19 protein-coding genes are annotated in these 25,741 nt (G+C 70.8%); 15 read left to right on the top strand and 4 right to left on the bottom strand.

Annotation, left to right across the window (positions count from 1 at the left end; translation table 11 throughout):
* Window positions 1-15: 15 nt before the first annotated feature.
* Window positions 16-1,866: an ABC transporter ATP-binding protein gene (locus ACFXJL_RS33075; RefSeq protein ID WP_384698806.1), complete on the bottom strand. Its 1,851-nt coding sequence runs from the start codon at window positions 1,864-1,866 to the stop codon at window positions 16-18.
* Between the two features lie 197 nt (window positions 1,867-2,063).
* On the opposite strand from ACFXJL_RS33075, the gene ACFXJL_RS33070 reads away from it, so the two are divergent.
* The 15 genes from ACFXJL_RS33070 (at window position 2,064) to ACFXJL_RS33000 (ending at window position 20,700) form a co-directional block, all read left to right on the top strand.
* Window positions 2,064-2,513 carry a MarR family transcriptional regulator gene (locus tag ACFXJL_RS33070; protein ID WP_358881706.1) on the top strand — a complete coding sequence of 150 codons (450 nt, stop codon included), beginning with the start codon at window positions 2,064-2,066 and terminating at the stop codon, window positions 2,511-2,513.
* Between the two features lie 292 nt (window positions 2,514-2,805).
* Window positions 2,806-4,755 (top strand): HAD-IIIC family phosphatase, encoded by a 1,950-nt coding sequence (locus tag ACFXJL_RS33065; RefSeq protein ID WP_384698803.1) that lies wholly within the window; start codon window positions 2,806-2,808, stop codon window positions 4,753-4,755.
* Window positions 4,756-4,859: 104 nt separating this feature from the next.
* The gene (locus ACFXJL_RS33060; protein ID WP_384698801.1) at window positions 4,860-5,072 is read left to right on the top strand and encodes a DUF6059 family protein; all 213 of its coding nucleotides are present in this window, start codon (window positions 4,860-4,862) and stop codon (window positions 5,070-5,072) included.
* A 469-nt stretch (window positions 5,073-5,541) separates the two neighbouring features.
* Complete coding sequence (locus tag ACFXJL_RS33055) at window positions 5,542-7,335, top strand: fatty acyl-AMP ligase (protein ID WP_384698798.1); 1,794 nt, start codon at window positions 5,542-5,544, stop codon at window positions 7,333-7,335.
* 3 nt (window positions 7,336-7,338) lie between these two features.
* Window positions 7,339-9,321: an acyl-CoA dehydrogenase family protein gene (locus ACFXJL_RS33050; RefSeq protein ID WP_384698795.1), complete on the top strand. Its 1,983-nt coding sequence runs from the start codon at window positions 7,339-7,341 to the stop codon at window positions 9,319-9,321.
* Entirely contained in the window at window positions 9,311-11,110 is a 1,800-nt protein-coding gene (locus ACFXJL_RS33045; RefSeq protein WP_384644343.1) for an acyl-CoA dehydrogenase family protein, read from the top strand. The genes ACFXJL_RS33050 and ACFXJL_RS33045 overlap by 11 nt, the downstream gene beginning before the upstream one ends.
* Before the next feature lie 35 nt (window positions 11,111-11,145).
* On the top strand, window positions 11,146-11,454 hold the full coding sequence (locus ACFXJL_RS33040; protein WP_329015041.1) for an acyl carrier protein: 309 nt from the start codon (window positions 11,146-11,148) through the stop codon (window positions 11,452-11,454).
* On the top strand, window positions 11,451-14,510 hold the full coding sequence (locus tag ACFXJL_RS33035; protein ID WP_358881712.1) for a beta-ketoacyl synthase N-terminal-like domain-containing protein: 3,060 nt from the start codon (window positions 11,451-11,453) through the stop codon (window positions 14,508-14,510). Before ACFXJL_RS33040 ends, ACFXJL_RS33035 begins: the two co-directional genes overlap by 4 nt.
* A 100-nt stretch (window positions 14,511-14,610) precedes the next feature.
* A complete protein-coding gene (locus ACFXJL_RS33030; RefSeq protein WP_358881713.1) occupies window positions 14,611-15,651 on the top strand; it encodes a 3-oxoacyl-ACP synthase III family protein in 1,041 nt (346 codons plus the stop codon).
* A gap of 238 nt (window positions 15,652-15,889) precedes the next feature.
* Entirely contained in the window at window positions 15,890-16,117 is a 228-nt protein-coding gene (locus ACFXJL_RS33025) for an acyl carrier protein (protein ID WP_329015049.1), read from the top strand.
* Window positions 16,118-16,236: 119 nt separating this feature from the next.
* A complete protein-coding gene (locus ACFXJL_RS33020) occupies window positions 16,237-16,977 on the top strand; it encodes a 2-oxo acid dehydrogenase subunit E2 (RefSeq protein WP_384698867.1) in 741 nt (246 codons plus the stop codon).
* The gene (locus tag ACFXJL_RS33015) at window positions 16,910-17,860 is read left to right on the top strand and encodes a 4'-phosphopantetheinyl transferase family protein (RefSeq protein WP_384698790.1); all 951 of its coding nucleotides are present in this window, start codon (window positions 16,910-16,912) and stop codon (window positions 17,858-17,860) included. The genes ACFXJL_RS33020 and ACFXJL_RS33015 overlap by 68 nt, the downstream gene beginning before the upstream one ends.
* A 282-nt stretch (window positions 17,861-18,142) precedes the next feature.
* Window positions 18,143-19,300 carry an alpha/beta fold hydrolase gene (locus tag ACFXJL_RS33010; protein ID WP_384698787.1) on the top strand — a complete coding sequence of 386 codons (1,158 nt, stop codon included), beginning with the start codon at window positions 18,143-18,145 and terminating at the stop codon, window positions 19,298-19,300.
* 125 nt (window positions 19,301-19,425) lie between these two features.
* Window positions 19,426-19,695 (top strand): hypothetical protein, encoded by a 270-nt coding sequence (locus ACFXJL_RS33005; RefSeq protein WP_384698784.1) that lies wholly within the window; start codon window positions 19,426-19,428, stop codon window positions 19,693-19,695.
* Window positions 19,696-19,698: 3 nt separating this feature from the next.
* Entirely contained in the window at window positions 19,699-20,700 is a 1,002-nt protein-coding gene (locus tag ACFXJL_RS33000; protein WP_384644903.1) for an alpha/beta fold hydrolase, read from the top strand.
* 98 nt (window positions 20,701-20,798) lie between these two features.
* Here ACFXJL_RS33000 and ACFXJL_RS32995 read toward each other — a convergent pair whose 3' ends face one another.
* The 3 genes from ACFXJL_RS32995 to fdxA all read right to left on the bottom strand — a co-directional run bounded on the left by ACFXJL_RS32995 (window position 20,799) and on the right by fdxA (window position 25,532).
* Window positions 20,799-23,657, bottom strand: coding sequence for a BTAD domain-containing putative transcriptional regulator (locus ACFXJL_RS32995; protein ID WP_384698781.1), 2,859 nt, complete (start codon window positions 23,655-23,657; stop codon window positions 20,799-20,801).
* A gap of 199 nt (window positions 23,658-23,856) precedes the next feature.
* A complete protein-coding gene (locus ACFXJL_RS32990; protein ID WP_384698778.1) occupies window positions 23,857-24,897 on the bottom strand; it encodes an AfsA-related hotdog domain-containing protein in 1,041 nt (346 codons plus the stop codon).
* Between the two features lie 317 nt (window positions 24,898-25,214).
* Window positions 25,215-25,532 (bottom strand): ferredoxin, encoded by a 318-nt coding sequence (fdxA, locus tag ACFXJL_RS32985; protein WP_358881720.1) that lies wholly within the window; start codon window positions 25,530-25,532, stop codon window positions 25,215-25,217.
* Window positions 25,533-25,741: the final 209 nt, after the last annotated feature.

The following is a 25,741-nucleotide window of genomic DNA, read 5'->3' as shown; positions in this document are numbered from 1 at the left end:
GCAGCCGGCGGATCGTCACTGCGGAATCGGTGCCGCCGCCCGGGAGTCCTCATCGATCGAGGCATGGACGGGTGCGGCTGCCTTCGCGTCCCTGCGGACCAGTGCGGTGTACCGACCGTTCTGGGCGAGCAGTTCATCGTGTGTGCCGCGCTCCGCAATGCGTCCCGCCTCCAGCACGACGATCTCGTCGGCGTCGCGCACGGTGGAGAGCCGATGGGCGATGGTGATGGTCGTACGCCCCCGGGAGAGCGCGTCGATCGCCTGCTGGACGGCCTGTTCCGTACGGGTGTCGAGGGCGCTGGTCGCCTCGTCGAGGATGAGGACCGGTGGGTCGCGCAGGATCGTGCGGGCGATGGCCAACCGCTGCTTCTCACCCCCGGAGAACCGGTATCCGCGCTCCCCCACGAGGGTGTCATAGCCATCGGGGAGTGCGGCGATGTGGTCGTGGATCTGTGCGGCCCGCGCGGCTGCCTCCAGCTCCGCATCGGTGGCGTCCGGTTTGGCGAAGCGCAGATTGTCGCCGACGGATGCATGGAAGAGATAGGTCTCCTGGGAGACGACCCCCACGGCACGGGCGAGGGTGTCGAAGTCGAGGTCGCGCACGTCGACCCCGTCGAGGGTGACCCGGCCGCCGGTGACGTCGTACAGCCTGGGCACCAGATAGCTGAGCGTGGACTTGCCCGAACCGGTCGCGCCGACGACGGCGAGGCTGCCCCCTGCGGGGACCGTGACGTCGAGGGTGTCCAGGGTGGGGCGCGGCTGGTTGCGGTCGTAACCGAAGGTGACGCCGTCGAAGCGGACCTCACCGCGGACCGGGTCGAGCCGGACCGGTTCGGCGGGTTCGGTGATGTCGACGGGCAGGTCGAGGTATTCGAAGATGCGCTGGAAGAGCGCGAGCGAGGTCTGCATGTCCACGCCGGTGGAGAGCAGGCTCACCGCGGGGCGGAACAGCCCCTGCTGGAGGGAGACGAAGGCTACGAGCGTGCCGATCGAGATCGCCGGACCGCCGCCCTGCATGGCGATGCCCGCCGTCCAGTAGATGACCGCCGGCATGGCGGCCATGACGATGCCGATGATGGCCAGCCGCCAGCGTCCGGCCATGCTGGAGCGCACTTCGAGATCGACGAGCCGGTCGGACTCCCGGGAGAAGGAGTCGGTGAGCGAGTCGGCCCGGCCCATCGTCCGCCCCAGCAGGATGCCGCTGACCGAGAGGGACTCGGTGACGGTGGCGGCCATGGCGGCCATCTGCTTCTGCCGCTGGGTGGTGACCTTCTTGCGCTCCCGGCCGACCCGTCGGCTGATCGCCACGAAGACGGGCAGCAGGAGCAGCGTCACGAGCGTCAGCCGCCAGTCCAGGGCGAGCATGGCGACGACGGTGGCGATGACGGCGGTGAGGTTGGAGACCAGGGAGGTCGCCGTGGAGGTCACCGTGGCCTGCATGCCGCCGATGTCATTGGCGATCCGGGACTGGACTTCGCCGGTGCGGGTCTTGGTGAAGAAGGCGAGCGGCATCCGCTGGAGCTGGGCGTACACGGCCGTGCGCAGATCGTGCATGACGCGTTGGCCGACGGTGGTGGAGATCAGCGTCTGGAGCACACCGAAGACACTCGTCATCACCGCGGAGGCGATCATCCCGAGCGCCAGCAGGGACAGCAGTCCGGTGTGGCCTTCAGGGATGGCGGTGTCGAGGATCTCCCGCAGCATGAACGGGGAGGCGACGGAGACGAGGGATGCCGCGCCCACCAGGAGGCCGACCGTCGCCAGTCGGCCACGGTAGGGGCGGAACAGACGCAGGATGCGGCGCACCTGGGCGGGCGGTTGTTCTTCGTCCTTGGCAGGTGGCGTCAGGGGTTCGAGGGGATGCATGGGCTCCTTCGGGGTCTGAGGCATGGTGTCTGGCGGACGGTCGCACGGGGGCCTGCGGCTGGGGTCGTCCCCCGCTCGCAGCGGTCGATCGCGCTCCGCGTTCATAGGTCCGGTGGCGCACCGCACGACGGCCGCTTGAGAGCTTAGCTCACTGTTACCTATGTTCACAATGAAGAACATCCTGATATTGTTCCCGTATGAGCACCCCCGACGCCGACGGCCTGCTGGCCGAGCAGCTGCTGAGGCTGAGCCGACGCCTCCACCGCAGCCAGAAACGGCAGCTCGAATCGGTCGGTGTCGCCATCACTCCGGCGCAGTCCCGACTGCTGCGCACCTTGACGCACTTCACCGACTCACCTCCACGGATGGCAGATCTCGCCGACCGTCTTGAGGTGGTTCCCCGGGCGGTGACGAGCCTGGTGGACGGCCTGGAGAAGAGCGGGTGCGTCCGTAGGGTGCCCGACCCAGCCAATCGGCGGGTAACCCGGATCGAGCTGACCGACACGGGCCGCAGCGTGCTCCGGACGCTGCGCGAAGCCCGTCTTGCGGCGGCCGAGGACATCCTGGCGCCGCTGAGCCGGGAGCAGCGCGAGACCTTCGGCGGACTACTGGCCTCCCTCGTCGACGGGACGGCGCGGGACTGCTGAACCCCGCGCTGGTCGACCGCCGTCGGAAGGTCTGGACAGGACTCCGAAGGAGCGCGGGCTCGTCCCCGTCGCCGATCGTGGGCAGCGGCGCGCATGGATCCATGGCCCCGGGGCATCCGAACCGCTCAAGGCCGCCTTAAGACACCTCCGCGACGCTGAAGGTCGTCGCCCGTCGCAGCGGCGCCGTGCGCCCTGGGGCGGGGCAGCGCCCCGGGGCCTGGCACCGAACCGATGAACAGGGCGACACCAGCGCAAGTGCCCTGTGAAGTGAACGTCGGTGAACGGAGAGAGCATGGCCACGGTTGCGAGCACCACCGTGGGCGAGCGGATCGGGCCCCTGGACCGGCTGCGCGCCCTCCACCGCGACGGGCGGCTCGCCCACGCGTACCCCGAGGTGCCCGGCCTGCTGGCCGAGTTGGCATCGGCGGGCGATCCCGCGGGCCCGCCCGCCCCGGACCTGGTGCGGGCAGGTCAGCTACTGGCCCGGCTGAAGCCGGACGAGATCCTGGCCGAGCACCCCGACACCGCCGCGGTCACCGTCGCGGTCACTGGGCACTCCACCCTGAGCGGGCTCACCGCCCCCCTGACAGCCGAACTCGCCCGGCACGGACTGCTGCTGCGCCATCACTCCGGCGACTTCGGCTCCTGGTTCCGTGACCTCCAGGACACCGGCAGCGAGTTCTACGCGACCCGGGCGGAGATCGCCCTGTGCGTCCTCGATGCACAGATCGTCTTCGACGAACTGCCGCACCCCTGGCTGGTGGAGGACGTGGAGCGGATCGCCACCGCCAAGCTCGCCCTGATCGGCTCCCTCGCCGAGCGCTATGTCACCGAGGGCACGGGCACCTTGGTCCTGAACACCCTCCCCCTACTGCGCAGCCATGTCCGCCGACTGGTGGACGCGCGCTCGCGGGCTCGACTGGGAGTGATCTGGCGCGAGTTCAACGCGGGCCTGCTGCGGTTGTCGGTCGACCACGACCGGGTGCACGTCGTGGACCTCGACCCGTTGGTGGCCACCAGCGGTCCGGTGCACGAACCGCGGCTGGCCGCGTACGCCAAGGTCCTCATCGGCGACGAACTGCTCGCCGGCTACGCACGGGAGGTGGGACACCTCGCCCGCGGTCTGCGCGGGCGCACCAAGAAGGTCCTGGTGGTCGATCTGGACAACACCCTGTGGGACGGCATCCTCGGCGACGACGGGCCGGAGGGCATCGCCGCCGCGACCACCTACCGCGGTGAGGCGTTCGGACGGTTCCAACAGGTCGTGGGGCAGATCGGTGCCCAGGGCGTCCTGCTGGCGGTGTGCAGCAAGAACGATCGCGAGCCGGTCCTCCAGGTGTTGCGCGGGCACCCCGACATGACCCTGCGGGAGAAGGACTTCGTACGGGTCAACGCCAACTGGGACCCCAAGGACGGCAACCTGCTGGAGATCGCCCGGCGGTTGAACCTCGGTGTGGACAGCTTTGTCTTCGCCGACGACTCACCGTTCGAGTGCGGTCTCGTGGCGGGCAGCCTGCCGGGGGTGGCGGTGGTCCGGCTCGATGAGGAGCCGGCGCTCCACATCGAACGGCTACTGGCGGACGGCTGGTTCGACGTTCCCGAGTTGACCGCCGAGGACCGTGCCCGCGCCGCGCTGTACCGGACCGACGCCGCCCGGCAGGACCTCCAGGAGAGCGCCGGGTCCATGGAGGAGTATCTGGCGGGCCTCGGCGTCCAGGTCTCCCTCTCGCCGGTGCGGGAGCACGAGATCGCCCGGGTCTCCCAAGTCACCCTGCGCACGAACCAGTTCAACCTGACCACCGAACGCCTTCAGCAGGCCGATGTACGGGCCCGTCGTGAGTCGCCCGAACACCTGGTGCTGGCGATCCGCTCCGCGGACCGGTTCGGGGACAACGGGCTGGTGGGGGTCATCCTGGTGAGCGGGGTCGGGACGGGTGGTGCCTGGCACATCGACAACATGCTGCTCAGCTGCCGGGTGTTCGCCCGTGGCATCGAGGAGGCGTGCCTCTCGGCGCTCCTCCAGCGGGCCAGGCAGGCCGGTGCGCCCGGTGTGGAGGCCCGCTACCGGCCGACCGCGAAGAACCACCGGGTACGCGGGCTCTATCCCTCCGTCGGATTCACGGAGACGGGCGAGGACGTGGACGGCACGGTCGCCTTCCGCCACGATCTGACCGAGGAGCAGGTTCCACAGCCACCGGAGCACGTCCAACTGACCGTGGACGTCATCGAGCAGTCGACCTGAGAGGCCCATCGATGGCGATTCCTTCGGGCGGACGACGATCGATCCGGCGTGGTGCGCGGTGGCTCGGACGGTTCGTGATGCGGGGCTTCGCCTCGCTGGCGGCCATGTCGGGAACGCTTCCCGCCGACTCCTTCCACACGGCCTCACGGGAGTGGCTGGCCAAGGACGCGGCGAGCCGTGACGACCGCGACGCATCCGCGGCGCAGTTGGCGGGGCCGCCGCCCGCGCATCCGGAGCGGCTCGTGGTGGAGGTTCCGCCCTCCCCGAGCGAACGAGCGCTGTGGGCACAACTGGAGGGCCCCGGCCGGCTCTCGTAGCCGCAGGGTGTTGACCGGGGGGCGAGGCCGCGAAGCGCTGCCGACGTCTGCTCGATGGGTCCGGGACCGTGCTCCACGTCCCGGACCCATCGCCGTGCCTGACCCCTCTCCGTACCCGGGCCCTCTGCGTACCCGGTGCCCTCTGCGTACCCGGACCCATCGCCGTGGCCGGTGCCGGCGAACCGCAACGCACAGCCCGCCCCGACGGCCGGCGCACCCTCTCGCGGCCCTTGCGCTGATCAGCCCGATGGCAGAGCAGCGCAGCTGACGATCGGCGTGCCCGGACCGACGCCGTGCCCCACCGCTGATCCTCCGAACCCCCCACGGCACCCCGGGCGCGAGACGGTGGTCCCGGCCGCCTCAGGGGGATGCAGCCGGTGCGCAAGAGGGCCTTTAGGTCGGGAATCGACGATCGGCGGGACGAGTCGGTCCAACACGATTCACATGGCGTCAAGGCGAGGGGAAGACGGTGGCGGAATTCAGTTCATTCGCGGAGCTGGTGCTGACGCGGTCGGACGAACGGGGTGACGCGGACGCGTTCGTGTTCCTCTCCGACGGGCGTGGCGCGGAACCCGAGCGGCTGCCCTATCTGGAGCTGGACCGCACCGCCAAGGACGTGGCGTCCTGGCTCCAGGAACGCGGCCTGTCGGGACGCCAGGTGCTCCTTCTCTACCCATCCGGCCTGGACTTCATCAAGGCGTTCGTCGGTTGCCTCTACGCGGGTGCGGTCGCCGTACCGGCGCCCCTGCCGTCCGAGCAGGGACAGCACTTCCAGCGGGTCTCCTCGATCGTGCGGGACGCCCGGGTCGGCGCCGTACTGACACTGACCCAGCACGCCCCCGAGGTGGAGGCGTGGCTCGCCGCCGAGGGATTCGCCGATGTGGTCACCCTGGCCACCGACGGCGGACCGGTCGGGGATGCGAGCGCCTGGCGCGACCCGGAACTCGGCCGGCAAGACCTGGCCTTCCTCCAGTACACCTCGGGATCCACCAACTCCCCCAAGGGAGTGATGGTCAGCCACGGCAACCTCCTCGCCAATGAGGCGGCCATCGCCCGCTCGGCGGGCAACACGTCCGACATGGTCATCGGCGGCTGGCTGCCCTTCTACCACGACATGGGCCTGATCGGTCATGTCCTCCAGCCGCTGTGGCTGGGCACGGTGGGCGTGCTGATGTCCCCGGTTTCCTTCCTGCGCCGACCGGCCCGCTGGCTTGAGATGATCAGCGACTACGGGGTGAACGGCACCGGTGGCCCCAACTTCGCCTACGACCTCTGCGTCCGCAGGGTCACCGACGCCCAGTTGGAAGGTGTGGACCTCTCGACGCTGCGGACCGCGTGCAACGGCGCCGAGCCGGTGCGCGCGGAGACCCTGAGGGCCTTCACCAACCGCTTCGCGCCTTATGGGTTCAACGCCGATGCCTTCTTCCCGTGCTACGGCATGGCCGAGACCACGCTGCTGGTGACCGGTACGCCCAAGGACCGCGGCGCCCTGCTGCGGGACGTGGACGCGGCCGGGTTGGAGCGCGGGCGCATCGAGGGCCCCTATCTGGGCGCGCCCACCCGGACCCTGGTGAGCAGCGGAAAGGCCGAGGCCGAGGACTTCGAGGTGCGCGTGGTCGACCCCGCCACCCTGGTCGAGCAGCCGGCGGGCAGGGTCGGGGAGATCTGGGTCCGCGGTGCCAGTGTGGCTTCCGGGTACTGGGAGCGACCCGAGGTCAACGCGGAGGTCTTCGGCGCCCGCATCGCGGGCCAGGAGGCGCTCGGGACCTGGCTGCGCACCGGGGACCTCGGAGTGCTGGACGGCCCCGAGGTGTTCGTGACGGGACGTCTCAAGGAGATGGTCCTGATCAACGGCCGCAACATCTACCCGTACGACGTGGAGAGCTCGGTCCGCGAGCTGGACCCGGCCATCGGCGCGGGGGCTGTCTTCGGTGTCGAGGCGGGTGATCAGGAGCATCTGGTGGTGATCCACGAGGTGCGAGCCGCGGCCCTGGGGTCCGACCTCAAGACGCTCACCACCTCCGTCCAGCGCATGATCGGCCAGGAGTTCGCGGTGCCGGCGGGGAACGTGCTGTTGGTCCGCCCCGGAACCGTCCGGCGCACGACGAGCGGCAAGATCCAGCGGACGCTGATGCGGAAGCTGTTCCTCGCCGGCGCGCTGACGCCGCTGCACGCCGTCCTGGAGCCCGGGGTCCGCGCGGTCGTGGAAGGGGCGAAGACCACTGCGTCAACACCGTCGCCGTCCCTGGTTGCGGTGGGCTGACCCATGGACCATCCCCCCTATCGCGCGGCACAGGAACTGGAACTGCTGCTCGGCGACCCCGAGGACCCCGACGCGGTGTTCTCCCACGCCCGTTGCCTGGAGCTCGACGAGCGGGAGGAGTTCCCGACGGAGATCTGCCGGGCGCTGGAGGACTGGGGTCTGCCCGAGTACTACATTCCGGTCGAGCACGGCGGACGGCTCACCGACTACGAGACCGTCCTCCAGGTGATGCGCGTGATCGCCCGTCGGGATCTGACGGTGGCGGTCGGGCACGGCAAGACCTATCTGGGCGGGGTGTGCGTCTGGGTCTCCGGCTCCGCCGAGCAGGCCAGTGCACTGGCCGCGGACATCCGTGCCGCGCTGCCGGTCTCCTTGGCGCTCACCGAGCGCGCCCACGGCAGCGATCTGCTCGCCGGGGACGTGCTGGGCGAGCCGGACGGCTCGGGCGGTTGGTCTCTCTCCGGGGAGAAGTGGCTGATCAACAACGCCACTCGGGGCAGTCTGCTGTCGGTGCTGACCCGTACCTCCACAGAGGGCGGGCCGCGCGGATTCACGGTCCTCCTGGTCGACAAGCGCACCCTCACGGCCGGTGACGACTACCGCTGCCTGGACAAGATCCGTACGCACGGCATCCGGGGCGCGGACATCAGCGGCATCGTCTTCGACGGAGCGCCGGTGGCCGCGGGCGCCGCGGTGGGTGCGGTGGGCAGCGGGGTGGAGACCGTTCTCAAGGCCCTCCAGCTCACCCGGACCATGTGCGCGTCCCTGTCGTTGGGCGCGGCCGACCACGCGCTGCGGATCGCGTTGGACTTCGCCGAGGGGCGCGCGTTGTACGGGCGCCGCCTGGTGGATCTGCCGCAGGCCCGTCATGTCCTGGCGTCCGCCGCCGCGGACGTACTGATCGGCGAGGCCCTCGCGACGGTGGCCGCGCGCTCGGTGCACACCGCGACCGAGGAGCTCAGTGTGGTCGCAGCGGTGACGAAGTACCTGGTGCCCACCGGCACCGAGGCGGTCATCGGCGACCTCACCAAGGTGCTCGGCGCCCGTGCCTTCCTCAAGGACGTCCACGCCCGCGGCATGTTCCAGAAGATCGACCGCGACCATCGCATCGTGGGTCTCTTCGACGGCAACACACTGGTCAATCTGAACTCGCTGGTGAATCAGTTCCGTTCGCTGGTACGGGGCTGGCGACGGAGCAGTGGCGATGTGACGGGGGCCGTCGCGGCCTTCGACCTGTCGACGCCGCTGCCCCCGCTGGCGGCCGAGCGGCTGTCCCTGGTGGCGCGTCGCGGCAGCGGACTCATGGCGACGCTGCCGACGTCGATCACACGGTTGGAGGCCGAGGCCGAGCAGCGGCCCGAGCTGAAGCAGGCCGTGGCGTCGGCGGTGCGACTGCTCGCCGTGGTCGAACAGGTCCACGAGTCGATGGACGCGTACCGGACGGTGGTGACCGACGTACCGCCCGAGGCGTTCGAGGTCGCCCGGCGCTACAGCCTGTGTCTGGCCGGCGCGGCCTGCCTCGGCCTGTGGGTGAACAACCATGTGGCCGGCGGGGCGGGAGCCACCGGAGGTCTGTGGCGCGACGCGGTGTGGCTGCGGGCCGCGCTCGATCGTCTGTTGATCCGCCTGGGCGAGGCCGGCCCGGAGTCGCCCGAGGCGTTTGCGCACCTGTTGGAGGAACTGCGCGCAGCCGGCAGGGCCGGGGCGCTGTTCTCCCTCTTCACGCTTCGACTGCATCCCGGGGTCGCCACCGCGGACCCACCGGGCAGTCCATCGGATCCGGTGACCGGCGCCCCACCGGGCACGGCACCGGTTCACCCGTCGAGCCCTTCGCGTCCTTCAACGGGCAATGCGGCACCCGCCGCGACCCCTCGCCCACCGGCGACGGGGCACCACGACAGCGATCCGCAAGCCGGGTCCGCTGTCATCGACACCCGAGCGTCGCACCGAACGCCCGGTCATCCGAGGGGGCGTCATGCTGAGTGATCCCGCCGTCCAGGGGCTCCGCGGCGAAGCGGTCCCGACCGGCCAGGCCGAGCGCCTTCCGTCGGGCGCGGACCAGACACAGGAGGACGCGGCCAAGGAACGCGTCGCGGAGTTGGAACGACGTTTCGGTGACCCCGAGGACGCTGCCAACCCCCTGTCCGCGGCACAGATCGTCGCCGCCGACGAGGCGGGCGAACTACCGCCCGCGGGAGAGCAGCTCCTCGACGACGTCGTGTTCAACGCCGAGTTCGTACCGACCGCGCTCGGCGGCCGGCTCGACCGGCTCGACACCCTCGTCCGAACGATGCGTCATGTCTTTCGGCGCGATGTGGCCCTCGGCCTCGGCTACGGCATCACCTCGTTCATGGCGGCGGCCAATGTGTGGACCGCCGGCAGCGACGAGCAGCGCCGTCGGCTGGCCGACCTGCTGCTGGCCGGGTCGAAGGTCTCGGTCGCGTACCACGAACTGCCGCATGGCAACGATTTCGTCCGCAACGAGTTCCGTGCCGACCCGTATCCCGGGGGCTATCGACTCAACGGGCGCAAGGAGGTCATCAACAACGCCGACAGGGCAGCCGCGTTCTCCCTCTTCAGCCGCACGGACGGGAGCCCGGGCAGCCGCAGCCATTCGGTGCTCCTCGTCGAACGGGACCAACTCGACGCCGAGCGCTTCGGAGTCCTGCCGCGCTACAGCGCGGTCGGGGTCCGCGGCTGCCGGCTCTCGGGCCTGGACTTCACCGACTGCCCGGTGCCCGAGTCCGCCCGGGTGGGTGCTGTGGGACAAGGTGTGGAACTGGCCCTGCGCTCGTTCCAGATCACCCGCAGTGCGATTCCCGGGATGGCGATCGGCGCGCTCGACACGAGTCTGCGCACGGTGGTGCGGTTCGCGGTCGGACGTCAGTTGTACCGGCGGACCGTGATGGAGATCCCCCATGCCTCGGCGACCTTGACGGGAGCCTTCCTCGATCTGCTGATCTGCGACAGCCTGGCCCTGGTGGGCACCCGTGCGGTGCATCTGCTTCCCGATGAGACCAGTGTGTACGCGGCTGCGGTGAAGTACCTGGTGCCCAAGATGCTCACGGACACCATGTACGACCTGTCGATCGTGCTCGGTGCGCGGTTCTACGTGCGCGAGGGCGAGTTCGGCCTCTTCCAGAAGCACGTGCGCGACCTACCGGTGCTCAGTCTCGGACACGCGGGCTCGGCAGCCTGCCAGGCCACCATCATCCCGCAGCTGTCCCGGCTGGCCCGACGTGCCTGGTTCGCCGGCGATGAGGCACCCCGGGCGCTGTTCGAACCGCGCACGGCGCTGGGGGACATTCCCTTCGACCGGTTGGCGCTGGCCAGCGGGCGGGACAGTCTCAGTGCCTCCCTGGTGGCGGCGGTCGACGACCTGCCCAGCGGCTCCCCCGAGGAGTTGGCGGTGCAGGCCCTGGTGATGCGGATGCTCGACCAGCTCAGACAGCTCCAGGAGGACAGCCTCAACCTCTCCCCGCAGGATCGGACCGCGCTGGCCAGCCCGGCCAGTTTCGCCCTCGCCGACCGCTATGCGGTCTTCCTCGCGGCGGCGGCCGTACTGGGTGTGTGGCGGGCCGCGCGGGACGGCGGGGACTCCTTCCTCGCCGACCCCGCCTGGGCCGCCGCCGCACTGCACCGCCTCGCCCGCCGGCTGGGGCAGCGCCCGGCCGATCTGCCTCCCGCCTGTGAAGGCCGCGTGCACGAGGAAGTGCTGCGGCGCTTCCACGAACGCCGTAGCTACGACCTCTACGACACTCCGCTGGCCGGCTGATTCCGCCTCCCAGCGCTTCCACCGAGGAGTACCCCATGTCTGTTCCCGCGACCGACCGCCCCACGAGCACCGAGCGCACCGAGCACAGCGTCGAGTCGCTGAGCAGCTGGCTCGCCGACCGCATCGCGCTGTACCTCCAGCGGTCGCCGTCCGAGATCGTGTCCACCGTCCCGCTGGCCGAGTACGGGCTGGACTCGGTCGCCGCGCTCAGCCTGTGCGGCGACATCGAGGAGGACTTCGACCTCGTCCTGGAGCCGACCGTGGCCTGGGACTACCCCACCGTCGACGCGCTGGCCGGGCACCTCGTCGAGGAGCTGCGAGATGTGCAGAGTGAGGCCCGATGAGACCGATAGCCATCGTCGGGCTGGACTGCCGCTTCCCCGGGGCGCCCGACCCCGGTGCCTACTGGGACATGTTGATGCGCTCCGACGAGGGAGTGGGGAAGGTGCCCGGGCAGCGGTGGAACGCCCGCGACTTCCACTCCCCCACCGGCGCGGAAGGCCATGCCAACACCGTCGAGGGCGGCTTCATCAGCGACCCCGACGCCTTCGACAACGAGTTCTTCACCATCTCGCCGCGGGAGGCCGCGGCGATGGACCCCCAGCAGCGGCTGCTGCTGCAATGTGCCTGGCGGGCCGTGGAGGACGCCGGGATCGCCCCGCAGAAGCTGGCGGGGACCCCCACCGGGGTGTTCGTCGGCATCATGGGCAACGAGTGGGCGCAGTTGCACCTCACCGACTACGCCCGGGTCACGGCTCAGGTGGGCTCGGGCAACGGCTACTGCATGACGGCCAACCGGGTCTCCTACCACCTCGACCTCAAGGGGCCGAGCCTGGCCGTGGACACGGCGTGCTCGTCCTCGCTGGTCGCCGTGCACCTCGCCTGCAACGCCCTGCTGTCGGGCGAATGCGACACCGCCATCGCCGCCGGGGTCAATGTGGCCCTCACCCCCGCGCTCAACATCTTCTACACCCAGGCCGGTCTGTCGGCCCCCGACGGCCGGTGCAAGCCGTTCAGTGCCGAGGCTGATGGCATCGGCCGCGGCGAGGGCGTCGGTGCCGTCGTACTGCGCCGGTTGGAGGACGCGGTCGCGGACGGTCAACCGGTGTACGCAGTCATCCGGGGGACGGCCGTCAACCAGGACGGGCGCAGCAACGGCATCACCGCGCCGAACCGTTGGTCACAACAGGACGTGCTGACGGCCGCCTACCGCAGGGCCGGTGTGGAGCCGTCCGATGTGACCTTCACCGAGGCTCACGGCACCGGCACGGTGCTGGGTGACATGATCGAGATCAAGGCGTTGGGGCAGCTCCACGCGGGCCGGACCGGTCGTCCGATGGCGGTGGGGTCGGTCAAGGGCAGCATCGGCCACGCGGAAGGCGCGGCCGGCATCGCCGGACTCATCAAGGTCGCGCTGTCGCTGCACCACCGAACGGTGCCGGCCAGCCGCTACGCCACCAAGGAGAACCCTGCGCTCAAGCTCGCCAAGCACGGTCTGCGGCTGCTCAAGACCCCGCTGCGGCTCCAGTCGAAGCCGGCGATCGGCGGGCTCAGCAGCTTCGGCATGGGGGGTACCAACGCCCATGCGGTGTTGGAGTCCGCTCCCGCCTACGCCGCCCGGCCCGAGGCGGTGTCGAGCCACGATGCCGGCGGCCGGACCGGGCTGGGCAGCGGGGTCTTCACGGTGAGTGCTCCCTCCCTGGACGCGCTGCGGCGCAATCTGCTGGCCCAGGCCGATGCCGTGCAGCGGCGCAGGGTGCCGGTCGGCCCGCTGTGCTGGAACAGCAACCGGGTCAAGACGGGCCACCGCTACCGCTTCGCCGTGCCCGCCCAGGACACGGGTGAACTGGCCGCCGCCCTGCGCGAGGCGGCGACCGACGACGACCGGCTGGCCCAGCTCACCGGGAACCCCGCGGGCAAGCCGCTGGTGGCCCTGCTGTTCACCGGTCAGGGCTCGCAGTATCCGAAGATGACGGCTCGGCTCTACCAGGAGTCGGCGCTGTACCGGAAGTACCTGGACGAGGCGGACGCGGCGCTGACCCCGCACACCGGTGCTTCGGTGCGTGATCTCCTGCTTTCGGGCGACCCGTCGGTGCACCGCACCCGGTGGACCCAGCCCGCCCTGTTCGCGGTCGGCTACGCACTGGCGTCGAGCATGGCCGACCTGGGCGTACGACCCGCCCTCATGCTCGGTCACAGCGTCGGTGAGTACGCGGCTGCGGTTCTGGCGGAGGTCTTTCCGCTGGAGCAGGCAGCGCAGTTGATCGCTGCCCGCGGTGCGCTGATGGAGGAGTTGCCCGAAGGCGGCGGAATGCTGTCGGTACGGGCGACACCGATGGAGTTGGCGCCCCTGGTGGAGATGGAACCCCTGGTGGGGGTGGGTGCGGTGAACGGGCCGCAGGCAACCGTGTTGTCGGGTGATCTGGCGGCACTGGCCCGGGTCGAGGAGTCGCTGCGCGAGCAGGGCATCCGCAGCAGGCGGCTTGAGGTGTCCCACGCCTTCCACTCGCCGTTGATGGAGCCGGTGCTGGAGCGGTTCGCCGACGTCGCGGAGGAGGCCGGCGGCGGGGTGCCCAAGCTGCCCGTGTACTCCACGGTCCGCGGCCGGTTGCTGGAGGCCGAACCGATGGACGCCAAGTACTGGACCGAGCACATCAGCGCCCCCGTGCTCTTCGGCGAGGCCGCGACACAACTGCTGGAGGCGGGGCCCACGCATCTGGTGGAGGTCGGCCCCCGGCCGGTGCTGACGCAGATGGCGCGCCGGCTGCGGTCGTCCGGGCTGACCGGTGGCCAGGGGGTCGCCCTGGTGCCCAAGGAGGACGCGGGCGGCCGGGACCTCGCACAGGCGGTGGCGGAGTTGTACCGCAGTGGTCTGGAGCCGTGGTGGGACGCGGCGTACGCGGAGGAGGAACGGCAACCGCAACGCCTGGCTCCCTATGCCTTCTCGGACACCCATCGCTTCTGGACCCGCGGTCCCGTGCGGTCCGCTGCGGCATCGGGCGTCGGTGTGCTGCCGGCGCCGACCGCCGGTGGGTCCCGCGAGCCCGTGGGCGGCGGGGAGCCGGAGGTGCGCGGGCTGGCCGTGGCACCCGGGGCCGGCGAGACGCTGGGGGTGTTGCCGTCGGCGCGGGAAGCGACGTCGGTGGACTCGGTGGCCGGGGCGGTGATCGAAGCCGTCGCGGCCGTGGGTGGCTACGCACCCGACGAGGTGTCACCCGCCTCCCTCCTCTATGAGGACCTGGGATTCGACTCGGTGATGGTGATGGAGCTGAAGGACCGCATTCAGGAGCGGTTGAGCGGGCTGGAGACGATGAGCGTGCAGGATCTGCTGCCGCGCCTGTCCTCCGTCGGCGACCTCATCGACTATCTGCGCGACCGGGTGGGTTCCGCAGTCGCCTGATACGGCCCCGGGGCCGTTCGCCCCGTTCCGCGCCCTTGGGCGCCCAGACCATGTCGGCCCTTTCGGGCCCACCGGCCCTGAAAGGAAGGAAGGACCCACGATGCAGTCATCCCCACCGTCCACCGAGGTCGTCGCCCATCTCGCGGCCGTCGGTACCGCGCTGCCGGGCGACCCCGTGGACAATGCGATGCTGGCGAAGACCCTCGGTGTGAACGAGGAGTGGATCGATGTTTTCATCGGCACCCGCACCCGGCACTTCGCCCGCGATCTGATCACCGGTGAAGTGCGCTGGTCGCTCGCCGATCTCTGTGCCCAGGCGTCACAACGGGCGCTCAGCGCGGCCCGGATCGCACCGGAGGAGATCGAGTTCGTGGTGATGGGCACCGCGACCCCGGACCACTTGATGCCCGCGACGGTCAATCAGGTCGCCGACCAGCTGGGGCTGGACCAACTCCCCACCTATCAGCTGCAGTCCGGGTGCGCGGGCGCCGTCCAGGCCCTGGAGCTGGGACGCACCTTGATCACCGGCGGTGGCTACGGCACCGGATTGGTGATCGGCGGCGATGTGTGCAGCAAGCACCTGGAGCTGGACCGTGATCTCTCCGGTGCGGCTCCCAGTGATCTGGTGAACTACGTCCTGTTCGGGGACGGCGCGGGGGCCGCGGTCCTCACCGCCGAACCGCGCGGTGAGCGGCTCGCGCTGCGCCGGGTGCTGAACCGGTTCACCGGTCTGGGCCGGGAGCCCGGTCAGGTGATCGACTGGTTCGGGCTCGCCGACCGGCACGAGGACCGACAGGCCGTGCGGGAGGACTACAAGGCGATCGAGGCCGCCGTCCCGGTGATGGCTGCGGAGATTCTGTGGGAACTGCTGGAGGAGCTGGACTGGACCACGGATCAGGTGGACTTCCTGCTGCCACCGCAGCTCTCGGGTCGGATGACCCGCCGCATCACCGAGCAGTTGGACCTTCCCGGCGCCGTCGAGGTGTCCTGTGTGGCGGAGACCGGGAACAACGGGAACGCCCTGCCCTTCCTCCAGCTGGAGGGGCTCCTGCCGAAGATGACGGACGGCCAACGGGCGCTGGCGGTCGCCGTCGAATCCAGCAAGTGGATCAAGTCCGGCTTCGCACTGGAGAAGGTATGACCGGTGTCCGCCAAGCCGGGTCGGACGCATCCCGTCCGGTCCATGGGGCGGGAGAAGCTCTCCATCAGCCATGACCTAGATCGTTCCTGACGGGTTCCACCTGGCCCGCCCCCCTTCGGGCGGACGACGCCATTCGTCAGAGACACCACCGGCGCGGGGCCGCCACACCGCATGGGCGCGGTGTGGCGCCCCGCCCGTCATCACCATTCCGCTCCGCGCCCGGGAGGGCCGTTTTCGCATGCAGACCATCGACGACTTCGTCCGTCTCGTCCGAGACGAACTGGGTATGCCGCTAGAAGACCACGAGGTCCACGCCGATCTCGACCAACTACCCGAGTGGGACTCCCTCTACCTGCTGAAACTGGTCACCGTACTGGAGCAGACCACGGGCAGGCCGCTGCCGGTCGGCAGGCTGCTGGAGGCCCGTAGCCTCCAGGAGATCTACCGGCTGGCGGTCCAGACGTGAGCGGGCTCCGGCGCCCCGACCCCAACGACCGGGCGCCGGCCACCCCCGTACGCGTCCACTCCGTGCGTCGCCGGCTCCACACGCTGTACTTCCTGGAACACGCCGCCCGGCAGCGGCCCGTGCACCTGGACACGGACATCGACATGTCACGGGTGGAGGCGCACCGGGCCGCGGCCAGGGCGGCGGGCCGGCGGTACTCGGTGGTCGGCTATCTGTTGTGGGCCGCCGGGCGGGTGTTGCAACGTCATCCGGAGGCCAACGCGGCCCTGGTACCGAGCCGGTCGGGGCTGCGGGCTCCGCGGACGGTCCGCTTCGCCGGGGTGACCGCGAAGGTGGCGCTGGATCGTGTCGTCGACGGTGAGCGGACGGTGCTCTCCGCACTGCTGCCCCGACTGGAGTCGGCCGATCTGGACGCCATCCAGGAGCGGATCGACCGCTACCGGCAGCCCGACACCGCACAGTTGCCGGAGTTCCGCGGGGTGCGGCTACTGGGCAGACTGCCCGTACCGCTCGGCCGGCTCGCCTTCGCCGCCGCGGTGCGCACCCCGGGCACGCTGGGCACCGTGTCGGTCAGTTCGTTGGGGCATCGGCCCGTCGACGGGTTCCACTCGAGTGGTGGTACCGCCGTCACCCTGTGCGCGGGGCGGGTGATCGACCGTCCCGTCGTACGGGACGGACGCCTCGCGATCGCGCCGGTGATGCGCCTCGGGTTGACCTTCGACCACCGGATCATCGACGGCGCGGCAGCGGCGGACGTGCTCGGTGATCTCACATCCACCTTGGAGGAGTTCGATGACGGCGCGGAGGAGGACTGTATCCAGCCCCTCGTTCGGGGAACCGGTCAAGATCTCCGGACGTGACGGTGCCTGGGACCGGGTCCGCGCCGATCTGGAAGAGCACTCGGTCGCGGTCCTGCACGCCCGGCTCGCCGACTGGCGGCCGGATCAAGCGGGCGGACCGCGGCTGCGGGCGTTGCTCGGCCGGGACTGGGAGCGCTATCTGGAGATGTCGCATCCGGCGGTCCGGGTCCGCTTCGCCGCGTCCCGGGTGCTGTTGAAGTTCGCCGCTGCGGTCGCCCTCCGGGTGCCCCCACAAGTGATCGAGCTCGCCTACGGTCCCACCGGACGGCCCTATCTGCGCGGTTGTGACGCCGTGGACATCAGCCTCAGCCATACCGAGGACCTGCTGCTGATCGGTCTGACGACACGCGGTCTGATCGGTGTGGACGCCGAGCGGGAGGATCGTCCGCTGTACACCCGTGGGTTGCACCGGCACGTGTGCACCCCCCATGAGTTGGCAGCATTGGAGTCGCTGCCACCACAACAGCGGGAGCGGGCGCTCGTACGCCTCTGGACGCTCAAGGAGGCGTACAGCAAGGCCATCGGTCAGGGGATGCGGTTCCGTTTCACCGATTTCGGCTTTGGCCCTGATGGGCAGCCCGCACGGGTGCTGGCCCCCGACGGCGCACCGGGCACCGGCGTCGAATGGGAGTTCCAGACCTATACCGTCGACGGGGGCTATGCCGTCAGTGTGGCCGTCAGCGATTCCGGTTTCGGTGATACGGAGGACACCGCTGCGCGCACCATGCTCGATCCACGGGTGGTGGCAGCCGTGACGGAGGCATTGGGCGACGACGAGGCCGACGACGACAACACGGACCACAACACCGACCGCGCCACGGATCCCCACGCGGGGGGCGGTGGCACGGGTACCCGGCCACAGGCGGCGACAGCGTACTGGTGAGGCGGAGCACCATGTCCGGAGTGCAGCTTCCGGCGGGCGCCGTGGTAGCGGGGGTTCCCCCGCTACCACGGCGCCTTCGTGTGTCCGGGCGACAAGCGTGGCTTAAGGGGCGAGACGCAATCTGGTCATCGGGCGGGCGCTCCGCCGAAGGCTCCACACCCCCCACCTCGGCATGGCGCCCGCCCCGATCCGTAGCGCTGCGCATCTGACCGACCAGGACGGCGCTCCGGTGCCGCGCTCGTCGGCCACCGGCCCTGGTCACCGGGGAGACGGAGGACACCCATGAACCACCTCGAAGAACTCAAGGAGTTCGCCCGGCTCCATGCGCGGGGCCAGGGCATGACCGAGCGCCAGGTGGCGGCGGTCCTCCCCTGGATCACCACGGACGAGCCGGGGCATCCGGGGTCCTGGGCACGGGTGTGGAGCGCCGAGGCCGACCGACTGGCCTTCGCCGGCCGACCGATCGACGCCTGCCGCCGCTATGCGCTCGCCCGCTTCCCCCATCACGGCGACGACGACCGCCTCAGGGCGCAGCACAACTGTGTGCGCACCTTCGATGACTGGCGCCGGCGCCGGGGCGTGGACCGGCTGGTGCTGGACCATCCGGGCGGCACGGTCGCCGCCTGGACGGCCGGACTGGACGGTGGGCGTCACCGCCCGCTGGTGGTGATCATGGGTGGCATCGTGAGCGTCAAGGAGCAGTGGGCGCCGCTGCTGCCCAAGCTGGCCCGGCTCGGATACGCGGCCATCGCGACCGAGATGCCGGGGGTCGGCGAGAACACACTGCGCTACCGTGCCGATTCCTGGGAGCTGCTGCCCTACCTCCTCGACCACCTGGGCGATCGGGCCCGGGTGGCGCAGACTTCGGTGTTGGGATTGAGCTTCAGCGGCCATCTCGCCCTGCGGGCCGCGGCCGATGACTCCCGCATCCGCAGCATCCACACCGTGGGCGCCCCGGTGGCGGAGTTCTTCAGCGACCCGTTGTGGTGGCCCCGCGTTCCCGGTATCACCCGGGAGACCCTGCGCAGGCTCACGGGCGTCGCCGATCAGGGCGAACTGCGTTCCCTACTGGCGGACTTCGCCCTCGACGAGACGACTTTGGAGTCGGTCCACGTTCCGGTGAACTACGTCGTCAGCAGGCGGGACGAGATCATCCCGGCCGGGGAGCACCAGTTGCTGGCCAGGACCCTGCCGCGGGTGCGGTTCAAGGAGTTCGACGACGTGCACGGCTCACCGGCGCACCAAGGTGCGTTGCGCTCCTGGTTGGTCGCCTCGCTGGTGCGCTCGCGCATCGCGGAGTCCACGGGGCGCGCCGGTCGGTACCGAAGGGCCGCGGCACGGGTGACCGCGCCGCACGGCACGGCTCTGCCCGCCCCCGGTGCTCAGCTGCCCACGACGCGTTCGGGCGGTCGTCGCCCCTCCTCGACCCCCGGCAGCTGACGCCCGCCAGCTGCGTCAACCGTTCAGCGCCGCCGTACGTCTGTCCGTACCTCACGCCAGTCGAACGATCCGCCCGGCAGCGCCCGCTTCCGGGCCCCGTGAACGCCGACCGAGAGGCGGTTGCCATGCCCTCCGCGACCACACTGTCCCCCGCGCCACCGCGGGCCGTCTTCCACGGCACCGTCCAGCCGTGGCGCTCCTTGACCTCGCTCGGGATAGACCCCGTGCCCCTGGACACCCGGTCGGTGTCAACGCTCGACGAGGGGCAGCAGATCGACGTCGGCGATGCTTCCGGCGCTTCGGACCACGGCGGGCCGCACGCTCCCCTGGTCTCGTTCCCCTCGTCCGACTTCCTGTCCGCCCTGACGGGACGTCCAGGTCCGAAAGAGGCATGATCCGTGGCCAGACCCCAGCTCGGCAGCGATCGCCCCGAACGTGATCGTCCGCGGACCGGGGGCGGTGGGGTGCGGCTCCGCACCCGGTTGCTGCACGGACACCGCCACGCCTACCGGATGGCCGGCAAGGGGCCGGCCGTCGTGCTGATCCACGGCATCGGGGACTCGTCGGCCACCTGGGCGGAGATCGTCCCGGGGCTCGCCCGCCGATATCGGGTGGTCGCGCCGGATCTGCTGGGACACGGGGCGTCGGACAAGCCCCGCGGAGACTACTCACCGGGTGCGTACGCCAATGGGCTGCGGGATCTGCTGAGCGCCCTGGGCATCGACAGGGCCACCCTGGTGGGGCACTCGCTCGGTGGGGCGGTGGCCGCGCAGTTCGCGTACCAGTTCCCCGAGCGCACCGAACGGCTGGTCCTGGTGGGCAGTGGCGGCATCGGACGGCATGTGACGCCGCTGCTGCGAGCGGCCAGCCTGCCGGGGGCCGGACTGCTGTTGGCCGCCCTGCAACTGCCCACCGTACGGTGGCAGCTCGGGCTGACCGTCCGTGTCCTCCAGTCACTCCACAGCGGGTTGGGGCTCGATGCCCCGGAGTTGCTCCGGGCCGTGGACGCACTGCCCGACGCCACGTCACGCAGTGCGTTCGTGCGTACCCTGCGGGCGGTGGTGGACTGGCGCGGCCAGGTCGGCACGCTGCTGGATCGCAGCTATCTGACGCAGGGCATGCCCACCATGCTGATCTGGGGCGGGCGCGACATGGTGGTGCCGGCCGTGCACGCGGGGTTGGGGCATGTGGCGATGCCGGGCAGCAGGCTGGAGATCTTCCCGGAGGCGGGGCACTTTCCGTTCCGTGCGGACCCCGAACGGTTCCTCGCGGTGGTGCACGACTTCATCCGCGGGTCGCAGCCGGCGCAGTTCAGCGCGGAGGAGTGGCGGCAACTGCTGCGCAACCGCCGTCCGCAGGCCCGCACCGCCGCGCCCGCTGCCCCACGTACGGCGGGCTAGTAGGGGCGCAGCTCCGCGCGCATGGCGGGGTGCGCCGCCGTGGCGGGTACCGGATGTACTGCCCGGCACCCACCACGACTCTCTGGGAAATCCGCCCGTCACAGGGACAGTGCGGGCACCGGGGCGCGGCGCGTACGTCCCGCCGCGGCACCGATGAGCCACATCCCGGGGCGCACTTCCACCGCGTACTGGCCCGGGACATCTCCATCGGCGCCACCGCTCACCGCCGGGGCGGGAGCGCCCGACTCGTGCGCAACGGGCATGTCCTGGGCCAGCCGTGCGGCCGTGCGACGCGTGTACTCCGCCCAGCGGCGGTCGCCGAGGCGCTCGGCCCACCGACGGCACTGGGCCAACTGCCCGGTGGCGGTGTCACGGCGGCCCTTGCGCAGATTGACCAGGGCGAGTCCATTGAGCGCCGCCACCTTGCCCCACAGGTCCTGGGCGGCCAGGCACTGGTCCAGGGCCCGTCCGTAGCGGCGGGCTGCGGCGCCCAGTCTGCCCTGGCCCAACAGGATGTCCGCCATGCCGATCCGGCAGCGGGCGGCACCGGTCCGGTCCCCGACCCGATCGAAGCAGCGCTGAGCTGCGGTGAAGTGCTCCAGGGCCCTGCGTCCCTCCTGGCGCTGCCAGGCGAGATCGCCCAGTCCGTAGCGCACGACGGCCTCCGCCGATGTGTTCCCCGCGCGCAGTGCGGCATCGAGCGCCAGTCGGTGCGTCTCCTCCCAGTCGTCCCAGGCGGCGCAGACGTGGAAGTAGCCGGTGGCACTGTCGGCAAGCTCCCACACCAGGTGCCACAGACCGGCCGCGTGCGCCTGTCGTACGCTCTCGACCAGCCCGGTGGCCTCGTCGCGGAACCAGCCGAGCGGGCTGGAGCCGACGATCGCCGCCCGGTCCAACAGGGTCGCCCGGTACGTCTCGTCCAGTGCGGCCGAGCCACCCGACAGCGCGTGCGCGCTCCAGTTCCGGCCGGGGGCGAGCCGTCCGTCCGCGTACCGGGCGAGGTCCAGGTATGCGTGGCACAGCCGCTCGACGGCCTGCCGCCTTTGCTCACGGCCACCGGCGTCGGCGTCCCGCAACTCGACGGCGAGCACCCGGAGCAAGGAGTGGAAGCCGTAGCGGGCGGGGCGCCCGCCGGGACGTGCTTCCAGGAGTTGGGCCCTGACCAGTTCCTCGGCGACCTCGTGCGCGGCACCCGGTGCGACCCCCAGGAGCGCGCCCGCCGTCCAGGCTGCGAAGTCGGGCGCGGGGGCCAGGGTCAGCAGCCGGAAGGCGCGCTGGTTGGCGGGGGCCGCCTCCTGGTATCCGGTCAGCAGGCTGGTGCGCAGATCGAGGTCGCCTTCCCGTAGGACGCCGAGCCGGGTCCGCTCGTCCCGCAGCCGCTCGGCCAGTTCGGCTGCCGTGGTGTGCGGACGGGCGGTCAGCGCCGCCGCGGCCACCCGCAGCGCCAGGGGCAGATAGCCGCAGAGCCGGGCGATCTCGGCAGCGGCGGCCGGATCGTCGGTGATGCGCTCACCAGCGGCCGTACGCAGCAACTCCAGTGCGTCGTCCGGCCGTACCGCATCCAGCACCAGGTGTTCCGCGCCGTCGAGTGCCGCCGCCGTGCGTCGACCGATCAGGATCACGGCGCTGCCCTCCGCGGGGGGCAGCAGGGGTCGGACCTGTTCCTCGGAAGCGACGTCGTCCAGGACCAGCAGCAGCTTCCGTCCGTTCAGGGCGCGCCGCAGCCGATCCGTCAGCTCGACCGGGTCGGTCGGCACGGCGGGACCGGCGGTGTCGCCCAGGAGTCCGCGCAGCAGGGCGGCCTGCGCCTGTAACGGGGTCAGCGGTCGGCCCTGCGGACCGCGCAGGCACACCAGGAGTTGTCCGTCCGGGAATCGGCCGGCCAGCCGATGGGCGAGTCTGAGGGCGAGTACGGACTTGCCGACACCGGCGCGACCGGAGATGGCGAGCACGCGCACGGGGGGATGACCAGCGCCGCCGCGCAGCGCGCGTTCGCCCTGGGCGAGTTCCTCGTGGCGGCCCACGAAGCCCGGGGCGGCGGCGGGCAGTGCCGGAGGGGTCGGTACGGGCGGGGTCGGTATGGGCAGGGTCGGTGCGGGCAGGGTCGGTGCGGTCGGGCCCGGTGTCGAGGAGGCCGCGCCGGGATCGGAACGCATCGCCGGGGGACGGGCGTCCACCGGGATGGGCGGAACGGGCGCCCGCCAGTCCAGCGAGGGGTCACGGCGCAGTACGCGTTCGTGGAGCCGGGCGAGCGTGGGCCCCGGCTCCACTCCCAACTCCTCGACCAGGGAGCGCCGCAGCCGCCCGTAGACCCGCAGTGCGTCGGAGCCACGCCCGGTGCGGTACAGCGCCACCATGAGATGGGCGTGGAGCGTCTCGCGCAGCGGGTGTTCGTTGGCGAGGGCCAGCAGTTCACCGGCGAGCTCCTGATGGTGTCCCAGCCGGAGATCGGCCACGATGCGCTGTTCGAGGACCTCCAGGCGGAGTTCGTCGAGGCGGATGGCCGCGGACTCCAGCCGTACGCCGTGCGGGATCCCGGAGAGCGCGGGTCCGCCCCACAATGCGAGGGCATCGCCGAGCAGACGGGAGGCACCGGTGAAGTCATTGCGCTGGTAGGCGGTGCGACCGTCGGTACGCAGTCGTTCGAACAGGGGCAGGTCGAAGTCCTGCTCCTGGTCGGGTATCTGGAGCAGATATCCCGGGGGGCGGGTGACCAGGAGACCGCCGGTCGTGGTGGCCGGGCCTTCGGCAAGGATCTTGCGCAGTTGGGACACGTACACCTGGAGGGTGGTGGTCGCTGTCCGCGGCGGCTCGTTCCCCCAGAGTTCGTCGATGAGGCTGTGCGCGGGCACCACTTCTCCGGCCTGCACCAGCAGGGTGGCGAGCAGGGCGCGCGGTTTGGCGGCGGACGGGGTGCGAGGGGACAGGCTCACCGGCCCCAATACCCGAAAACGCATGGTCTGGCTCCTCTCGAAAGCAAACGGAAGGCTGTGTGATCGGGGGGTGGGGTGCGGGGGCTGTCGGACCGCGGAATCTTCAGACCGGCAATCGTCGGACCGGGGGATCGTCGGACCGGGCGCTGGAGAGCTGGAGGATCGAAGACTGGGCGGCTGAACAACTGAACAGCTGGACAACGGGACGGTTGACGGAGGGGCGTCAGCAGTCCTGGAGCAGGGTCGCCGTCGCGGTGCACAACACCCGACTGCCCTGGCTGAAGGTGATCCGGGTGTGGACGACGGGACGACCGGCACGGTCACGCAGGGGATCACGTGTATTGACGGTGCAGGTCAGGGGGAGGTCCGCCTCGCCGAAACCACGGAATGAGGCCCACCAGTGGGTGAGTACGGCATGGGCGGGTTCGAACCCCTGGAGTTCGGCGGCGACGACGAGCGCCGCCTGCCTGGACGCTTCGAGGAACACCGTCCCCGGGATGTGCCCGCCCGGTCCGCCGTGGAAGGTCTCATGGCCGGGCTGTGGGGTGACGGGCAACATGAACTCGCCGTCGACCGCGCGGAGCGGTGGGCCCACCAGGACGTTGCGCACATCGCCGCGGCCGGCCTGTTCGGGGCGGACGGTCGCCCGTCGGGCCGTCGGAGAGGCGGGGGGCAGAGCTCCGCGCAGGCTCTCCCGACGCCCGAGTTCACGGTGTGCCCGGTACACCCGAGGCATCAGGAACTGGAGACGCGCGGTTCCGCTGCCGCAGCTCACGCCGTCGATCGCCACTCCCCCTCGGCACTCCAGACCGCGCGGGACGCCGTTCACCACGTCGACGGGGTTGAGCGTGATGTCCAGCGTCATGGACGCCGGCCGGCCGGTGCGGCGCCAAGGGGTGAGCTCCCGGATGTCGATACCGCTCGACACAAAGACGGCGGGGCGGTCGACGGGGACCCGGAAGTACTGGTGGGCGACGAAGAACGTGGCTTGGCGCAGTGACTCCGCGGCGAAGAGCAGGTCGTGGAAGGTGTCCGGTCCGTCGTTGAAGACCGGGTGCTCATCGGGCAGTTCGGCGGAGAGCGCGAAGTGCTGCTCCACCGGGGCCGTGGCGTCCAGGAGGAAGCCCTCCGGGGTGTCGGGCCGGTGCAGGAGATGCAGCGGGGCCAGGTCGTGGGAGCCCGGCAGGCCGGCCGCGAGGGTGGCGCGGGGCGCGGGCTCGGTTGGTCTAGCGGGTGCGTCGGAAGCGTTGGGCGCGCTGTCCATACCAGCTCCTTCGGGTGCCCCGGGCTGGGCCGTGGGCGGCGAGAGGGACGATCGTGCGGGGTACGACGCGGAGCTTCCGTACCGTCCCATCGCTCACGGCCACCATCGATGCGCATGTGACTGGCGCATATGCATGTGTCCATGAGCGGTGTACTGGGCGATCAAGCCTTTTCCGGACCGGAAACACCGAGGGCGGTGGCGGGATTTACCCGTCACCGCCCCAACGTTCTCTCGGGTCGCTGCAATCGCTCTGGACTTGGCCTGTACCGGGACTGGACCGCACCGGAATGCGATCTACCACCAACGGGCCCGAGAGGCTACTCCCCCGCCGCCCGAGCGGCGACCAGGGGGTGGTCGACACTGAGCGGTCCGGCGCCGCTGGCTCCTCCGGGAGAGCCGAGGGGCACGAAGACCTCGGAGTCGGCCGTGCGGAAGTCGCTCCACTCGGCCGGGACGTCCTGGTCGAAGAAGACGGCCTCGACCGGGCAGACGGGCTCACAGGCCCCGCAGTCCACGCATTCGTCGGGGTGGATGTAGAGCTTGCGGGGACCTTCGTAGATGCAGTCGACGGGGCATTCGTCGATACACGCCCGGTCCTTGACGTCGACACAGGGTTGAGCGATCACGTACGCCATGGGTCCCCTCCCTGGGGTGTGGGTTCTCGGGCGGATCAGACGGGCTGCGGGGTCGCGCTGCTGCGCTCCGGACGAACGACCCAAGCGTCGTTGCCGGTGAGGAGTGCGCTGAGGTCGCCTTTGCCGAGTTGTTCGGTGGCGGTGTCGAGTTGGTTGTTCATGAGGGTGTCGTAGACGGGGCGTTGGGTGCTGCGGAAGACACCGATGGG

Origin of the sequence: Streptomyces sp. NPDC059256 (genome assembly GCF_042753785.1) — a bacterium.
Taxonomy (GTDB): Bacteria; Actinomycetota; Actinomycetes; order Streptomycetales; family Streptomycetaceae; genus Streptomyces.
Note: the sequence above shows the minus strand (reverse complement) of the source record. Positions and strands in the feature narration are given on the sequence as shown.

Coding starts and splice junctions, on each gene's coding strand:
- ACFXJL_RS33045 (WP_384644343.1), top strand. CDS start 9,311: ATGCTGAGTGATCCCGCCGTCCAGGGGCTCCGCGGCGAAGCGGTCCCG.
- ACFXJL_RS33065 (WP_384698803.1), top strand. CDS start 2,806: ATGGCCACGGTTGCGAGCACCACCGTGGGCGAGCGGATCGGGCCCCTG.
- ACFXJL_RS33035 (WP_358881712.1), top strand. CDS start 11,451: ATGAGACCGATAGCCATCGTCGGGCTGGACTGCCGCTTCCCCGGGGCG.
- ACFXJL_RS33050 (WP_384698795.1), top strand. CDS start 7,339: ATGGACCATCCCCCCTATCGCGCGGCACAGGAACTGGAACTGCTGCTC.
- ACFXJL_RS33030 (WP_358881713.1), top strand. CDS start 14,611: ATGCAGTCATCCCCACCGTCCACCGAGGTCGTCGCCCATCTCGCGGCC.
- ACFXJL_RS32995 (WP_384698781.1), bottom strand. CDS start 23,657: ATGCGTTTTCGGGTATTGGGGCCGGTGAGCCTGTCCCCTCGCACCCCG.
- ACFXJL_RS33070 (WP_358881706.1), top strand. CDS start 2,064: ATGAGCACCCCCGACGCCGACGGCCTGCTGGCCGAGCAGCTGCTGAGG.
- ACFXJL_RS33040 (WP_329015041.1), top strand. CDS start 11,146: ATGTCTGTTCCCGCGACCGACCGCCCCACGAGCACCGAGCGCACCGAG.
- ACFXJL_RS33075 (WP_384698806.1), bottom strand. CDS start 1,866: ATGCATCCCCTCGAACCCCTGACGCCACCTGCCAAGGACGAAGAACAA.
- ACFXJL_RS33005 (WP_384698784.1), top strand. CDS start 19,426: ATGCCCTCCGCGACCACACTGTCCCCCGCGCCACCGCGGGCCGTCTTC.
- ACFXJL_RS33060 (WP_384698801.1), top strand. CDS start 4,860: ATGTCGGGAACGCTTCCCGCCGACTCCTTCCACACGGCCTCACGGGAG.
- fdxA (WP_358881720.1), bottom strand. CDS start 25,532: ATGGCGTACGTGATCGCTCAACCCTGTGTCGACGTCAAGGACCGGGCG.
- ACFXJL_RS33015 (WP_384698790.1), top strand. CDS start 16,910: ATGACGGCGCGGAGGAGGACTGTATCCAGCCCCTCGTTCGGGGAACCG.
- ACFXJL_RS33010 (WP_384698787.1), top strand. CDS start 18,143: ATGAACCACCTCGAAGAACTCAAGGAGTTCGCCCGGCTCCATGCGCGG.
- ACFXJL_RS33025 (WP_329015049.1), top strand. CDS start 15,890: ATGCAGACCATCGACGACTTCGTCCGTCTCGTCCGAGACGAACTGGGT.
- ACFXJL_RS32990 (WP_384698778.1), bottom strand. CDS start 24,897: ATGGACAGCGCGCCCAACGCTTCCGACGCACCCGCTAGACCAACCGAG.